Source organism: Sporosarcina psychrophila (assembly GCF_001590685.1).
Lineage (GTDB): Bacteria > Bacillota > Bacilli > Bacillales_A > Planococcaceae > Sporosarcina > Sporosarcina psychrophila.
In genome coordinates this window covers 376,742-391,313 of the sequence record NZ_CP014616.1, presented here as the reverse complement: position 1 = coordinate 391,313, position 14,572 = coordinate 376,742, and the positions used below count along the sequence as shown (strand labels likewise).

Here is a 14,572-nt window from a genome sequence, read left to right as displayed (position 1 = left end):
ACGGACTGAACCGTAATCTCTTCATTACACACAATTCGTTACCTTTTTTTCTATCACTCAATCGGTAGCCAAACCTCAATGTCATACCCGTTCGAACCTTCAGGATGAACATATCGTTCAAAACTAAAACAATTTCGCAGTTGAATACCATCCGTTTTCATAAGTGCATTAAACGCGGTTGGTATCGCGTGAATTCCACCTTCTACCTTTGCTACGATGAACTTGCCAGCCGGGACCACAGCTTCTTCTGTATTCTGCAATCCTTTGGCAAGATTCGATTTGACGCCGGCGATGTAGTGAATTTCCCCATCTTTCATCGCTAAGCAAAGTCCAAATGATTCTTCTGCAACGATGCTTTTCTCGGCAAGTTCCATATTCAGCACATCCCATTTACCCGGAATTTCTGACAGCGGTCCTTTCAATCCATACCCTTTAACATTGAACTCCTCAACTTCAACGATACGTGTTTCCATGTGAATCTCCTCCTTCATTCCACTATACAATGATAATTCAATCAGAGGAATTTTTGCTGTCCATAAAAAAAGATGAACTCAATTGAGTCCATCTTTTTATCCTTATTCAATAATTACATCTGTCTCTATCTTATTTGCTTTATTTTTCTTAGCTTTCACAAAGAACATCACCGCCAAAATAGCAGTTAACACAATCCCAACTATAAACGATAATTTTAAATCTAAATTAAATCCGATCTTTTGATTTAAGATATAAACGAATACCATATAGGTGATAAACAACGCAGGTACTAACGACACAAAGTAGTTCTTCCCTTTAATAAATAGATACATGGTCGCTATCCATAATGCGATAGCAGCAGTCGCTTGGTTCGCCCAAGAGAAGTATCTCCACAAGATGTTGAAGTCAATTTGTGTAAGCAAAACCGAGAGAGCGAACAGAGGAACAGCGATCATTAAACGTTTCGCTATTTTCTTCTGATCAATCTTCAAGTAATCAGCAATAATAGATCGTGCGGCACGGAACGCTGTATCCCCTGACGTAATTGGTAGTACAACAGCACCTAATACAGCAATCGTTCCGCCAACAGCACCTAATAATGTCATGGATACTTCATTCACAACAGAGGAAGGAGTACCTGTTGAGATGAATTCACTTAATGTCTGCCCATCCAACATACTCATTGCTGCAGCAGCCCAGATCATTGCTATAACCGCTTCAGTAATCATCATGCCATAAAAGACATAGCGACCTTGTGATTCTTTTTCTACTGTTCGAGAAATAATCGGTGATTGTGTCGCATGAAAACCAGATAGCGCACCACAAGTAATTGTAAAGAATAGGATTGGGAATATAGGTAAATTATCCGGATGTAAGTTAGTTAACGTCAATTCTGGAATTGAATAATCCGAGAGTAGTAAAGCTCCCCCAACACCTACTGTTCCAACTAATAGAACAGCTCCAAAATACGGATAGAGTCTGCCAATAATTTTATCGATTGGAAGAATTGTAGATAGGAAATAATAAATAAAAATAACAGTAATTATAATCCACAAAGCAACTTTACCATTAAATAACAGACTTAATAGTGATGCTGGTGTCGTAACAAATACAGTTCCAACCAACAGAAGGAGTAACAAAGCGAAAATGTTTACAATATGTTTAGAAACGTTACCCAAGAATTTCCCTGCTAATTCCGGGATATGTGCCCCTTTATTCCGAATAGAGATCATACCCGTTAAATAATCATGCACAGCTCCGGCAAAAATCGCTCCGAAAACAATCCATAAAAATGCGACCGGGCCAAAGAGGGCACCCATAATAGGACCAAAAATAGGGCCTGTTCCCGCTATATTTAATAGCTGGATTAACGCATTTTTTTGTTTATTCATTGGTACGTAATCGATTCCATCAGCATTTGCATAAGCAGGTGTTTTCCTAGCATCCGTAGGGCCAAAAATCTTTTCAATAAACTTTCCGTACGTAAAATATGCAACAACTAACAGTAAAATTGAACCGAAAAATGTAATCATGTATACACCCCCATTTACTATTTTTGAATCTACCTCGCCGCGCTACATACTTCTCATTCCCCTTTTCGGAATGTAACCCCACGTATTCAGTCTATGGCAGGTTTTCTAAAATAGAAGCGTTTGGCGTAACATGCTAGTTTGGAAGAATCACAGGAAAACAAGGAGGCTCAACAAGTACATCTACTCGGCTTTTTACATGGTGATCTTAGTTAGCAGGAGTTTGAATAATAATTTTGTCACTTTTTCGTCTCGATACATATACAAAATATCTTGTGGAAGAATATAATCAATCTCGCCAATGGCTTCTAACATTTGTATATATCTGCTTCCTTGCTACTTCTTTTGGGTATTTATGGTATACTTTCATAAACAAAGCCATTATGGAGGATGATTAAATGACGACTATGCAAACAATGTCGATCCATCGCGCTTTATCAGAATTAAAAACCTTAAACGAGCGCATTGCGAAAGCTATTAATGAAGCAGATCATGTGGCAACAGACCGCAAATCTGCTCAAAAAATTAAAGGCCTTTCCATCGAAGACTACGAAAAATCAATCCAATCAGGTTTTGATAAAGTCGTTTCATTAATCGAACGACGCATCCACATTAAAGATGCAATTGTACAATCGAACGCAATGACAGAAGTAATCGTCGCTGGTGAAACTATGACTGTTGCCAAAGCAATCGAGCGTAAAACCTCTATTGAAAATGAAGAAAAGTTACTGACCTCCATGATTGAAGCCCGAAGAATAGCCATCAACAAGCTCACAAAAGAAAATGAGTCCCTTCCAAAACGCTTAGAAGAGTACTTAACGGCTATTTTAGGTAGCAAAGAAAACGCAAAAAAAGAAGAAGTTGAGCTACATACAAAGGCATTCATGGAACGAAATGAATATATTTTAATCGATCCACTCAAAATCAGTACACGAATCGAAGCATTGGATGAAAAAATTACAAACTTCAAAGCAGAAGTAGACGCAGTGCTTTCTGAATCCAATGCACTTACAACAGTTACCGTATAACTAGCCTTGCATGAGTATTCGAAAACGATATCCACAAGACCCTTCTTTTGTTGGTATTTCTTTGGGGAACAAGTAAAACCAACACCCAACTTAATCTACAAGTAATGATGATAAAAGCTCAAGGCTTAAATCTCAAAGCTGTAAAACTTACGCATTAAAGTTCTTTACTGTTTAAAGGTTAACGTTCAGCACTTAAACCTCTTTTAAATCTTGGACAAACAGTTTCGGGATTCTTGTGTTCGCCCATCGTTATCTGCCAAGCTGAATATATTGTGCAAATTAAAATCGGTTAGAGAAATGATTATTTCTCTAACCGATTTTTTCTTCGTATTATGAATTTACGCGCGTTCCCTCAAAATCCGCTGCATTAAGTAGGTGTCCCTCTACATTAATCTCTTTAATAATTTTTGCCGGGTTTCCACCTACAACCACATTATCCGGTACATCTTTTGTCACAATCGCTCCTGATGCAATCACTACATTATTTCCGATGGTTATTCCAGGGTTAATAACAGCTCTCCCACCAATCCACACATTATCACCAATTGTGACTGGCTTGCCATATTCCAAACCCGAAATTCGTTTCAATGGATTTAATGGATGTGTAGCTGTGTAAATATGTACACCGGGAGCAATCATACAATTATCACCAATCCTAATTTCACATACATCCAAAAACACGCTATCAAAATTAGCGAAAAAATTTTCACCGACATGAATATTAGATCCATAATCACAACGCAAGCTAAGCTCAATATTAAGTTCCTTACCAGTTGAACCAAATAGCTCTTTTAATAATCTAGTCCGTTCACTATGTTCATTTTCCAACGTCTCATTAAATAGCCTCGTTAATCGACGGGCGTTTTCCCGTTCTTTTGTTAATTCAAAATCCGAGGGACAATACAATTCGCCAGCTAGCATTTTTTCTTTCTCTGTTTTCATTGTGATTCTCCTCGTACTATGATATTTGAGTGCAAGTACTATTCGTAACATCAGGTTCCAAAGCCTTCAATGAATTCGTTGAATCGTCCTGCTCTGTGATCCCCACTAGATTCGGCAACTTAGTATAGATCAATTTACTTTTTTACTGCATTAAATTCGATTGGATATATTGTCTCATTTCGTCTACATCATCTATCTCTCTTTTGGGCAGGATATAGGAACTCACTGAACTATTGTAAAGAAAGAAATATCCATCGTCTTCTTGAAAACTTGTAATGCCTAACCAAGTTACTTTTGTTTCTTTATTTGAAGACGTATCCATTAATCCTTCTTCCGTCAATTTCAGTTGATGATTCCCTATTAGGCCATCATTGTTACCTTCTTTAATCATTTTCTTAGCATTACGGGCAATGAGGCCATAAAAATACTTCGGATAAAACATAACCCATAGAATACTCGTTACTAAAAAAATGATAAACAGTGGTAGAAACGACATGTCACTTATTAAGGAGTAAATATAGGAAATAATGATAAAGAATAATGGCGTTATAAACCTTTGTAACGCCAACGCCCGCTTACCAGTTTTAGAATTTTTGATGTGATACAAATTGAAGTGTATGTAATCTTCCTCAGTTAACTTGTAGTGTATTTCCATTGTAATCTCCTTTTTCTTTAAATCATCTTTTCCGTGACTGTCACCGAAATTTTACTGTCTAGGATTGAGAGGGATGGACTCTACCTATCTACTTTTCCAATCTTCTTTCAAACCTAAAGTAAGAATATATCCTATATAACACTGGAAGTAAGGCTATAATTGAGACCCACTTCATCGAACCAAAAGCAAATCCGATACTCACTAAGACTGCGGTGACAAACAAAAAGTTACCCGAAAAACCGTTAAGTGGTTGATTATCTAGAAAAAGTCCCCTGAACCCTTTCAAGTCTTTCACATAACAATCTTCATGATAAGCGACTATAACAAAAAATAAAGTTGCGGTTACTAAATCTCCCCTAAACTTAATTTCTTTAGAACATTTTTCACAATAAACAGCCTTAAACACCGTCATCCCACCTTTCAAGCATTCCGTTCAGCTGTTTCTTTTTCAAAAAACTAAGCTTCGTCTCGGATAATACAATCGCTCCAAGAATAAGGATGGCACCAATCCCCATTTTCACCGTCATCACTTCACTTAAAATCGCAACGGAAAATGCCATGCCCCAAAATGATTCGGTGGATAGAATGATTGCCGCTTTTGTTTCCGTTATGTACTTTTGGGCAACTGTCTGTAATAGAAATGCGATTGTTGTCGAAAAAACTGCCAGATAGAGGAGTGGTATCAAACCTTCCGTTTGCGTAGAAAAAGTTGTTTCACCTTTAAATACTACAAACAGACACCCGATGACTGCTGCTGCCATCATTTGAATAATCGTTAGCTGGATAGGGTCCTCGTCTTTTACAAATTTAGAGGTGTAGAAAATATGGAAAGCAAATCCAACTGCACAGCATAATGTTAGTAGATCCCCTACGTTGACTTCAGAAGAGAATTTAAGTGATAGTACCGCTACTCCGATTATCGCCATAAATGCCCCACCGAGTTCAAAAATATCGATTTTCTTTTTATAAATGACGAGCCCTATAAAAGGAACAATAACTACATTGATAGCAGTTAAAAATGCATTCTTTGAAGGTGTCGTATATTGTAAACCTACCGTTTGAAGCGCAAAGGCGATATAGAGGAAAATCCCCAATATCGACCCTTTTATAAATGTGCTTTTCTTTATCGTTTTTAGCCGTTTACTAAATACGATTCCTAGAATGAGTACGCCGATTAAAAAGCGCCCTGCCAGAATTTGATACGGCGTGTAGTATTCCAAGGCTACGGCACTGCCCACAAACCCGCTGCCCCAAATAATTGCTGTAATGATAAGTCCAATTTCCCCAATATATTTCCGCATATGATGCACCGCCGTTTTTATATCTAGTGTACCAAACCGGATTAGCTAATGGACTATGTTGTTAGACAAATCTTTCAATAATGTTCTTGAGTTTTCCACTGGTGCTTAAATGCACACTTTCACCCGCCCATAATGACATGAATTCAGTCTCCCCTTGCTTTGCCGCCTCTTTACGAATCTCTTTTGTTAAATCATTCTGAAGTGGGTAAGGAGCAATGATTGCTTCATTCATTTCACTGATGAAGCGGTTGCTAATTCCGCGTGCCATTTTACCGGAGAATGCTTTTGTTAACACCGTACATCTTTCATCCGCGTCCAAAACTGCCTGCTTATAAAGCGGATGTGCACCACTTTCGTCAGCAGCTAGAAGTACAGTTCCGATTTGGACAGCTTGTGCCCCGCTAGCTAACACATCCACCATTTTTTCTTTACTTGCAATGCCGCCCGCTGCAATAACTGGAAGTCGAACGGATGCGACTACTTTCAGCAGTAGTTCATTCAAGGGAATCAATGTTAATTCGCCTAAAAAGGAACCACGATGACCACCCGCTTCACTACCTTGTACTACAATTGCATCCATTCCCACCTGCTCCGCCAGTTCTGCCTCTTCTTTTGAAGTCGCTGTCCCTATTAGAAATACATCATTTCCCTTCAATAATTGCACAGTTTTTTCGTCCGGCAGTCCGAAAGTAAATGAACAGACTTTCACACCTTCTTCTATTAGTACCTGAACTTGCCCTTCAAATTCCGTTTTTGAAAATGGCGTATTCCACTGAGGAATCCCGAGTTCCTTACCTATCGGTTGGAGTGCTTCATATGCCCCCCGTAATTGCTCCTGACTCGGATTCACCGTTTCTGGAACAAACAAATTCACCGCAAATGGCTTCATTGTAAGACTTTTCACTTCACGAATGAAATTCCGCGTCTCTTCGGCCGAAAGATACCCAGCCCCAATTGAACCGAGAATCCCCGCTTCTGCAGATGTTGCTACAAACTCTGGCGTTGTCACACCCGCCATTGGTGCTTGGATAATTGGATGCTCGATTCCTAACATTGCCATCAAATTCAGCTTATTCATTCGACTCTCCTCCAATTCATTGCGTTCATTAAAAATACTGCTATATAGTCGGTACTTAACAAATAGAATGTACTTCCAATACCGCTTTGTCGCTTTGTGATGGCCTCACGCAATAAGCCCGTCAGAAAGATCACTGTCGGTCTTATTGCTCCGGCTCACACTTGTCGCTCCTTCGCTAGATTTGTTCGTTATACTGGTGAGGTATACCACCTAGTTAATTCTAAATAAGTAGTGCCGAATATATAGTACCCATTATATAGAAAAAAAGGTAGCTAAGTCAGCTACCTTTCACTTTTTCTATTGGATACTAAGTAGTAAAGCTAAATAACTTGTAAAGATGAAAAGGATACTCAAAATGAAAGTTACGATTACCGGTGCTTTCTTAATAAATGAGTACACAGTTAAAACGACGAAAAGAATCGCTAACAGTATAAGAGAGAGACCTGTGGCATTTGCTACAAGTTCGACATTCATTCCTTGCTGAAACTGACCTTGATAAAAGAAACTGAACAGCTTGGAAGGTCCTTCATTTTTCAATATGTTTTCGCTAGGCGGCGATTGTTGACCTAATGCAGCCGTTATCGAAAAAACAACCAAAATAAGTATGCTTTCCACTCTTGTCCAAGGTATTGGATTAAAGTCATTATCCTTAAGTAACTTCTTTCTAATAAGTATACTGTTGATCCCTGCATATACCAGTAATGGAATGATCGTTAAATGTTTTAATAACAATAATTGACCATACGGAAGCATCCACGCATTGGCATATTCATTAAACTCCACTACAAATGTCATTAAAATAAGTCCTGACACAATGGTGATGCTAAAACAAATAATGGCAACAGGCGAGAACCATTTCAAGAAATTCAACCAGTTTGAATGATCTTTTGAAAACCAGCTAACAACAAGCAAGATTCCTACCCAAATACTCACCGCTGTAAAATGGCTTGTATGCGTTAAAAATCCTTTGACATGATCAAGGGAACTAGCGTGACTAGCCCAACCAATTCCCATGATTAAAATGACAACAAAAATGATTCCTATATAAGAGTAGATTGGTTTCTTACGATCATCAAACCAAACGATAAAAATGAACAAGACATTGACAACTAGAAAAGTGAAAATCCATGCTTTGCCGACTTCAAAAGTAAGTAGAACTGTCTGTAGTGTTTCAGAAAGTCCCATATTCTCATTCAAATATATGATTAGCACTAAAACAGGCGCAAATGAGAACACTGCGATACCGAGTGTAGCTATAATTTGTACACTTCTTGGTATGTTTACTTCCGGTCGAAAAGAACTCGGTACTAGAGCTATAAGAAAACTTCCTATAAGAAGCGATACGCAAAGATATAAAAGTATTTCACTAAAAATTACCATAAACATTTATTATTTTTTTCTCCTTAACCCGACGAAAATCCCCACAATAATTGCAATTAAGACAATAACGATTACAGGAATGAGATAAGAAGGTAATTGACTTTGTTCATTTGTTTTAGTATCTTCAACATTTTCTAATGGTGTTTCATCTTGATTTACATCCTGTGAATTGGCTTCGGCTTCGGCTTCGGCTTCGGCTTCGGATTCATTTTCAACCGCTGTTTCAGATACAGGAACATCTACAGTGAAAGAAAATTCTCCTGCAATCGGATGACCATCTGCTCCAATAATATTCCAAACAACTGTATAGTCACCATTTTCCAAGGCATTTGTAAACGTCCCTGTCATTTGCGTATCTGCTATGGAAATATCTTCAACTGGAATAGATTGGCCATTTGAATTACTGACCTCTAACGTTCCTCCTTGTTCGATTTTCCCTTCGTAGGTTAAGGCTATCTCGCGCATTTCTTCTGTAACAACTTCTCCATCTTCTGGGGAAGACGTTTCTAACCCTGTATGTGCCAGAGCACTGGTAGTAAAAATAAACATGAAGACAAATGTAATTAATAATAACTTTTTCACTGTAATACCTCCTAATTTAATTGCTGATTAAAACTACGAACTTAAAAACTTGAACATAATCAAATCAATTTCAGTGTAGCTTTTCGTTGTGAAAAATTCGTGAAGTGTTTTTATTCCTTATACTATTACGAGTAAAGCAATCCCGTTTTCAGCCTATCGGTTTGTAACATACCCCGTCTTCTCGATGATCGCCTGTCCTAGGTCAGACAAAATCCAATCGATGAATTTCTCGATATGCGGATTATCACTGCCCGCAGTCACGGCATAAATATCAGCCGTAAGAGGATAATCTTCAGACTGGATTGTTTCTGATGACGGTTCAATTCCTTCAATTTGAAGCAATCGGATTTTATCGTTAGTGACCATTTCGGTTGAATAATATCTGAAAGTAAAGCCTAATGCATTGTTGTAGTTCGTATAGTCCGATACCTCATCAATAATTCCTCCCATAAGATCAATCACATTTTCAACCGGAGGATCCATGATCGACACTTCACCCATCAAGTTTTGAAGTGCAGTCTGACTGCCGCTGTCTTGTGGCCGCTGGAATGCCCGTATCGCTTTTTTCTTTCCGCCTACGTCTTTCCAATTTGTTATTTCTCCGGAATAAATCCCTTTGATTTCATTCATCGTCAAGGTTTTTACAGGGTTTTTCGCATTGACGAAAAAAACGAATGCTTCTTTACCGATTGGTGTCAGCGTTAATTCTTTGCCAGCTCGTTCTGCTGATGCCAATTGAGTAGAAGAAGGACCTGCTACAAAAATTATATCGACTTCCCCATCAATGAGCTTTTCGTAGGCTACGTTTGTCATATTCGACATCACTTCACTGTTATAGAGGTTGTATTCCTTTTCTGGATAGACTGCCTGTGCGAATCCAGCATACATCGGGTAAAGCGCGGTCGCACCATCTATGACAGGTAAATCCGATTCCAGCTTCAAGGTCGCTGGCTCGTCCAGTTTCATAGCTTTCGTCCCAGATGCGAACGGACTGTATTGTTGCAGGTTCACTTCTGTATCCTCCAACCTGTCCAAGTTCTGCTTATATATACCGGAAGCCGTGAAAGACAATGCCACAACGGCTATCAGCGCAACAACGCCATAAAAAGCTTTTTTTCCGTTCGGATATTTCGTCCAACCTATCGTTTTGAATAGAATCAAAATAACCAGTATTACGTAGATTGCAATAAGCAAAGGTACTATATAATACATATTCGGCGTTATGAATAAAACAGATATAAAAGCCAATGGCAACGCCAATATCGTCGCCGCTACAATAATCATTAGGATGGTTGCAATCATTAGGATGTTTTTCAAGCTGAGTCCCCCTTAGTATTAAAACATTTCTGTATAGCGAACCTCAATTGAGCCCGTTACTGTTCTCTCTAATCATACACATCTTTTTGCACATTAAGTTCAACTCCATTGATTGAAACTGTATTACTATCAATCCAAACGATTTTCGCTTGATTTTCCGGTTACTTTTAGATCAATCTTCATTGTGCACCCACTCCTATCGAGACGTTTCTTTCCATACAAATGTTTCCAATACACATTTGTTGATTAACCAGTAAATGACTGCTTGCTTTTGTGTTTAAACACTAGACGCCTTATACACAGATGCTCTCGGATCACTTTGGACTGAACAACTATTGCATCATTATTGAGATTTCTTACTGCGTAGGGTGAACGCTTGTCCGTCGCTCTCCATACAATTCTAAAACAAACGTTTTTTATACCTTCACGTTTGATGGATAAAAGTCACAACCTATCTATTTATGATTTATATGTAATTGTTCAAATTTAATTGAACAAAATATTCTATAATTATTGAACTTCGCATTCCAAATAGGTATACTTTACCAAGTAGGAGGCGGATTAGTATGAATACACTAACAATAACAGGTAGAAAAAGAGAATCGTACAAAGTGGAGCTCGAGTATTCTCTATTATGGGAATGTGCATTAGGTATTGCAGCGATCACAAATACACCGCTGCTAGACACGCTCGAGAAAAAAGGTTCATTTGAAACACTTCGAAATGAAATGCCTGACGAGTTAGTTAGCGAACTGAATTACGTTGAAGAACACAATACATGGAAAAGTTTACTTCAACTTTTACACGCTTTTGAAAGAAATTCGAATGACATTGAAAAATTCAAGATTTATGTCAACAATTTAAGCGATGTGGAACTGAAGTATACTTGTCTCCCATACTTCGGAACAGATTTACAAGAAAGTAGGATGCTTGCGGCGAATGGTGATAAAGTTGCTGTCGATTTAATAAAACAAGTAGCAAAGGAAAACCCTTTTCTACCTGCTTATATTGACTTTATCAGCAATGTAAATGGCGTTGACTTTAAAAAGCATTTACTAACTGTCATGTCTTTGTGGACTGAAACAGTTCTTGATGCAGACACAAATCCCTTGTTAGCCATCTTGGAAAGAGATCTCGATGAAAAAAGAAGTATGAAAGACAAACTAACGCCTGAAGAATTTGTTGCATGGGCCACAAATGGAACAGAGTATATTCCTGAGCCAAGCGTTCATCGTGTTTTATTGATTCCCCAATTGACGTACCGGCCTTGGACGATTGTATCGGATATTGAAGAAACGAAAGTTTTTTATTATCCGATTCCGAACACAAGCATTGATCCAACTGATAAGTATCTTCCCGATTACTTTTTAATTCAGAAACATAAAGCATTGGGAGATGAAGTCCGGCTCCGTATGGTTAAGCTTTTATCTGAACAAGATTGCACGTTAAAGGATATAACTGAGCAGCTCGAATTAGGAAAATCAACTGTTCATCACCATTTAAAAATTTTAAAGGCCGCTTCTTTAGTTGGTCAAAAGTCCTCCAATTATTATTTGAAAGAAAAGTCCGTTGCTTCCCTGCCCAAAGAGTTGGAACTCTATTTAACCCAATAATGCAGAAGGGGCGATGACTTTTGAATACTCATGTCTTAAAAAATAGGGGCTTCGTTTCATTGTGGGCGGGAAGTGCAATATCCGAATTGGGTGGCTCCTTTGGCACGTTTTGCAATTCGATTATTGTTTACGAACTCACGGGGTCAAAACTGGCGTTGGGTAGTATGTGGTTACTGTACTTTCTCCCCTCAATCGTGTTTCAACTCGTCAGTGGGCCGTTCATTGATAAATGGAGTCGCAAATGGATTATGATTTTCTCCCAGTGGACACGGGCATTGATTTTTCTGGTGCCACTTTTATCAATGTTCCTTGGCCATTTGGAAGTTTGGCATATCTATGTTGTTCAGGTTATCATTGGCCTTGTCACCCCACTTTACGTTCCTGCAAGTCAAGCGATTACACCGACAATCGTAGCTAAGGAACAGTTAAGTACGGCCAATGCTTATCTCGATGGTACAACGAGGCTTATGATGTTCTTGGCACCCATGGCTGGTGGAGTTGTTATTAATTATATAGGGACGGATTTCACTTTGTTACTCGTGTTTATATTACTTGCGCTAAGTGGATTTTTGCTGTTACGGATGGACGAGCAACGAGTTCCTCAAGGTATACGGAAGACTTGGTTGGAACAATTCAATGAAGGCATCCATTACTTTTTTAAAGAACGAACAATCGTGTGGCTGGGAATCTTCCTTGCATTCGTCCAATTTGGCGTTGGTGTCACAATGGTGATTAATTTACCGTATATCACGGATGTGCTGAAGGGGAATTATGAAGATTATGGCCTCTTTATGGCTGGCTTTCCATTGGGTTATGTCATCGGATCTCTGTTAATTGGAAAGATAAAATTCCGAAGTCGAAGAATGTTCATGTTAGGATCCCTAGTAATCGGTGGATTAACCTACATTTCGTTAGGAATTATTAATGCAATCATTTTAGCGATTATCGTCGAAATTATTGCAGGAATTATGATGGCTTTCTTCAGTATTCACAACATCACAATTTGTCAGCGGGCGATTCCGAATCATATGATGGGGAAAGTGATGTCGGTTAGATTAGTAATTAGTAGAACGGCGATGCCAATTGGGATTGTTTTTGGAGGAATTATTAGTGAGTTATGGGGAATTAGACCTTTATATATAATGATTGGATTAGCGATAAGTTTGGTATCTATCATTGGTATCGTCTTTCCTTATTTCAAGTTCATTGATGGTCCACCCCAACCTGAATTATTACCTAAAAAGAATAACTACGCGCGGCAATAGACTGCGCATGGTTATCCTTTTTAGGCCTTTTCTTATTATAAAATCTCGCAAACCCGTCCAACTTGTCCGTCTTCTAAGCGTACTTTAATGCCATGCGGGTGGAAACTTGAGTTCGTCAATAAATCTTTAACGACACCTTCCGTTTTCGAGCCCGACCGCTGATCTTTTTTCAAGATAACTGCTACTTTTAAGCCTGGTGTTACATCTGCACGATTCTTTCCATTCATATATTATTCTTCCTCTCTTTTTTGAAATATACTTTGCACGACGTGTGCGGTTCCTGTATGAAGTTGGCCTTCCACGCGATTGACTTCCCCGATATGGAAGTGTTTGACGAAATAACCATCGAATTGTTCGAGCATCTTAATAGGATTACACAGCATTTCTTCGACCCGTGGGCCGCCTGTTCCGTACTGGAGCTGTTCTTTCGTATACAACTCACTTACATAGCATCCACCAGGTTTTAATGCCTTTTTAATCCCTGCTAGAGTACGGTCCATAACGTTTCCCGGGAAATGTCCGAAGATGTGAACGATGGCATCCCACTGCTCTTCTTCCCATGCCACTTCTGCCAAATCGTGCAGTTCCGTTTTTACAACGACACCTTTTTCACCCGCCAACTGCTTTGTCTTCTCCAGTCCTGCCGGCGCATAATCCCATGCTGTCACATCAAAGCCAAGCGTTGCCAAGTAGACCGAATTACGCCCTTCACCTTCCGCGATACAAAGCACTTTACCCTTCGGTAATTGCTGTGCCGCCTCCACAAGAAATCCGTTGGGTTCTTTGCCATAGACGTATTCTTCAACGGAAAAACGTTCATGCCACATATTTGTCATAGCTTCTCAGTCCCCTTTGTATCTACTTCCTTCAGTTTATCATAAAATGGCCGATTACTTTGCCGTTGACATTTATTCGTTTACCCCCTAAACTACTATTATTGGTTTAGGGGGTAGACTATATTGAGAGAAAAACTACTAGAAGCTGTTGATTTATTCGAAGAAGTAATGATTTTCGGGACAGAACATGTTATTAAAAACATGGATATTCCCATTTGGAAAGAGTATTCTCCTGAGCAAATTCAAGTACTCAAAATCCTTTCTACTTATGGAGCACTTTCGAGCGGAAAGCTTGCCACAATTCAAGGTGTACATAAAAGCGCCGTCTCGAGCCGTTTAAAAAAGTTGGAGGAAAAAGGACTTGTGACATCCGAGCGTGACGAAAACGATCAGCGTGCCAAAATCATACGACTTACATCGGAAGGTATCGAGGTTCTTCAAACGTCCAATAATGCGGTCTATGAAAATATTGAAAAACTTTTTAAAGATCGAATTGATGAAAAGGAACTGGAGACATTCGTTGAGACCTTCCGAAAACTTAAAGAGATTTTACAAATGAAGGAGATGTAATT

16 protein-coding genes and 1 pseudogene are annotated in these 14,572 nt (G+C 38.9%); 4 read left to right on the top strand and 13 right to left on the bottom strand.

The annotated features are described in order from the left end of the window. Positions 1 to 53 precede the first annotated feature (53 nt). Positions 54 to 473 (bottom strand): GyrI-like domain-containing protein, encoded by a 420-nt coding sequence (locus tag AZE41_RS01835; protein WP_067204936.1) that lies wholly within the window; start codon positions 471 to 473, stop codon positions 54 to 56. A gap of 102 nt (positions 474 to 575) precedes the next feature. Beyond that, positions 576 to 2,006: a carbon starvation CstA family protein gene (locus AZE41_RS01830; protein WP_067204934.1), complete on the bottom strand. Its 1,431-nt coding sequence runs from the start codon at positions 2,004 to 2,006 to the stop codon at positions 576 to 578. A gap of 395 nt (positions 2,007 to 2,401) precedes the next feature. Between AZE41_RS01830 and AZE41_RS01825 the strand changes: the two genes are divergently transcribed. Continuing rightward, positions 2,402 to 3,031 (top strand): hypothetical protein, encoded by a 630-nt coding sequence (locus AZE41_RS01825; protein WP_067204931.1) that lies wholly within the window; start codon positions 2,402 to 2,404, stop codon positions 3,029 to 3,031. Between the two features lie 330 nt (positions 3,032 to 3,361). Here the strand turns inward: AZE41_RS01825 and AZE41_RS01820 are convergent, their stop codons facing one another. From AZE41_RS01820 to AZE41_RS22990, 9 genes and pseudogenes are all read right to left on the bottom strand, one after another. Next, the gene (locus tag AZE41_RS01820; protein ID WP_067204929.1) at positions 3,362 to 3,973 is read right to left on the bottom strand and encodes a maltose acetyltransferase domain-containing protein; all 612 of its coding nucleotides are present in this window, start codon (positions 3,971 to 3,973) and stop codon (positions 3,362 to 3,364) included. Between the two features lie 142 nt (positions 3,974 to 4,115). After that, on the bottom strand, positions 4,116 to 4,628 hold the full coding sequence (locus AZE41_RS01815) for a YcxB family protein (RefSeq protein WP_067204926.1): 513 nt from the start codon (positions 4,626 to 4,628) through the stop codon (positions 4,116 to 4,118). 88 nt (positions 4,629 to 4,716) lie between these two features. Further along, positions 4,717 to 5,034, bottom strand: a complete 318-nt coding sequence (locus AZE41_RS01810) for a hypothetical protein (RefSeq protein WP_067204923.1) — start codon at positions 5,032 to 5,034, stop codon at positions 4,717 to 4,719. Beyond that, positions 5,027 to 5,929, bottom strand: coding sequence for a DMT family transporter (locus tag AZE41_RS01805; protein ID WP_067204921.1), 903 nt, complete (start codon positions 5,927 to 5,929; stop codon positions 5,027 to 5,029). The genes AZE41_RS01810 and AZE41_RS01805 overlap by 8 nt, the downstream gene beginning before the upstream one ends. A 61-nt stretch (positions 5,930 to 5,990) precedes the next feature. Then, positions 5,991 to 7,007, bottom strand: a complete 1,017-nt coding sequence (locus AZE41_RS01800; protein WP_197485355.1) for an NAD(P)H-dependent flavin oxidoreductase — start codon at positions 7,005 to 7,007, stop codon at positions 5,991 to 5,993. A gap of 297 nt (positions 7,008 to 7,304) precedes the next feature. Beyond that, on the bottom strand, positions 7,305 to 8,393 hold the full coding sequence (locus AZE41_RS01795) for a copper resistance D family protein (protein WP_067204918.1): 1,089 nt from the start codon (positions 8,391 to 8,393) through the stop codon (positions 7,305 to 7,307). Positions 8,394 to 8,396: 3 nt separating this feature from the next. Beyond that, the gene (locus tag AZE41_RS01790; RefSeq protein WP_067204915.1) at positions 8,397 to 8,969 is read right to left on the bottom strand and encodes a copper resistance CopC family protein; all 573 of its coding nucleotides are present in this window, start codon (positions 8,967 to 8,969) and stop codon (positions 8,397 to 8,399) included. A 153-nt stretch (positions 8,970 to 9,122) separates the two neighbouring features. Then, entirely contained in the window at positions 9,123 to 10,286 is a 1,164-nt protein-coding gene (locus tag AZE41_RS01785) for a PstS family phosphate ABC transporter substrate-binding protein (RefSeq protein ID WP_231885755.1), read from the bottom strand. Positions 10,287 to 10,354: 68 nt separating this feature from the next. Next, positions 10,355 to 10,432 (bottom strand): annotated as a pseudogene (locus AZE41_RS22990) (DUF5412 family protein); the annotation flags it as partial. A gap of 420 nt (positions 10,433 to 10,852) precedes the next feature. Here AZE41_RS22990 and AZE41_RS01780 point away from each other — a divergent pair. Further along, positions 10,853 to 11,899, top strand: coding sequence for an ArsR/SmtB family transcription factor (locus AZE41_RS01780; protein WP_067204913.1), 1,047 nt, complete (start codon positions 10,853 to 10,855; stop codon positions 11,897 to 11,899). A gap of 20 nt (positions 11,900 to 11,919) precedes the next feature. Continuing rightward, positions 11,920 to 13,164 (top strand): MFS transporter, encoded by a 1,245-nt coding sequence (locus AZE41_RS01775; protein ID WP_067204910.1) that lies wholly within the window; start codon positions 11,920 to 11,922, stop codon positions 13,162 to 13,164. 35 nt (positions 13,165 to 13,199) lie between these two features. On the opposite strand, the gene AZE41_RS01770 is transcribed toward AZE41_RS01775, so the two are convergent. Continuing rightward, positions 13,200 to 13,391, bottom strand: coding sequence for a YwbE family protein (locus AZE41_RS01770; protein WP_067204907.1), 192 nt, complete (start codon positions 13,389 to 13,391; stop codon positions 13,200 to 13,202). 3 nt (positions 13,392 to 13,394) lie between these two features. Beyond that, a complete protein-coding gene (locus tag AZE41_RS01765) occupies positions 13,395 to 14,000 on the bottom strand; it encodes a class I SAM-dependent methyltransferase (RefSeq protein ID WP_067204905.1) in 606 nt (201 codons plus the stop codon). 123 nt (positions 14,001 to 14,123) lie between these two features. On the opposite strand from AZE41_RS01765, the gene AZE41_RS01760 reads away from it, so the two are divergent. Continuing rightward, positions 14,124 to 14,570 (top strand): MarR family winged helix-turn-helix transcriptional regulator, encoded by a 447-nt coding sequence (locus tag AZE41_RS01760; protein ID WP_067204903.1) that lies wholly within the window; start codon positions 14,124 to 14,126, stop codon positions 14,568 to 14,570. Positions 14,571 to 14,572: the final 2 nt, after the last annotated feature.

Excerpts from the sequence above, each read along its gene's own strand:
- AZE41_RS01770 (WP_067204907.1), bottom strand. The coding sequence starts at position 13,391 with ATGAATGGAAAGAATCGTGCAGATGTAACACCAGGCTTAAAAGTAGCA.
- AZE41_RS01800 (WP_197485355.1), bottom strand. The coding sequence starts at position 7,007 with ATGAATAAGCTGAATTTGATGGCAATGTTAGGAATCGAGCATCCAATT.
- AZE41_RS01830 (WP_067204934.1), bottom strand. The coding sequence starts at position 2,006 with ATGATTACATTTTTCGGTTCAATTTTACTGTTAGTTGTTGCATATTTT.
- AZE41_RS01765 (WP_067204905.1), bottom strand. The coding sequence starts at position 14,000 with ATGACAAATATGTGGCATGAACGTTTTTCCGTTGAAGAATACGTCTAT.
- AZE41_RS01805 (WP_067204921.1), bottom strand. The coding sequence starts at position 5,929 with ATGCGGAAATATATTGGGGAAATTGGACTTATCATTACAGCAATTATT.
- AZE41_RS01815 (WP_067204926.1), bottom strand. The coding sequence starts at position 4,628 with ATGGAAATACACTACAAGTTAACTGAGGAAGATTACATACACTTCAAT.
- AZE41_RS01795 (WP_067204918.1), bottom strand. The coding sequence starts at position 8,393 with ATGTTTATGGTAATTTTTAGTGAAATACTTTTATATCTTTGCGTATCG.
- AZE41_RS01825 (WP_067204931.1), top strand. The coding sequence starts at position 2,402 with ATGACGACTATGCAAACAATGTCGATCCATCGCGCTTTATCAGAATTA.
- AZE41_RS01780 (WP_067204913.1), top strand. The coding sequence starts at position 10,853 with ATGAATACACTAACAATAACAGGTAGAAAAAGAGAATCGTACAAAGTG.
- AZE41_RS01835 (WP_067204936.1), bottom strand. The coding sequence starts at position 473 with ATGGAAACACGTATCGTTGAAGTTGAGGAGTTCAATGTTAAAGGGTAT.
- AZE41_RS01820 (WP_067204929.1), bottom strand. The coding sequence starts at position 3,973 with ATGAAAACAGAGAAAGAAAAAATGCTAGCTGGCGAATTGTATTGTCCC.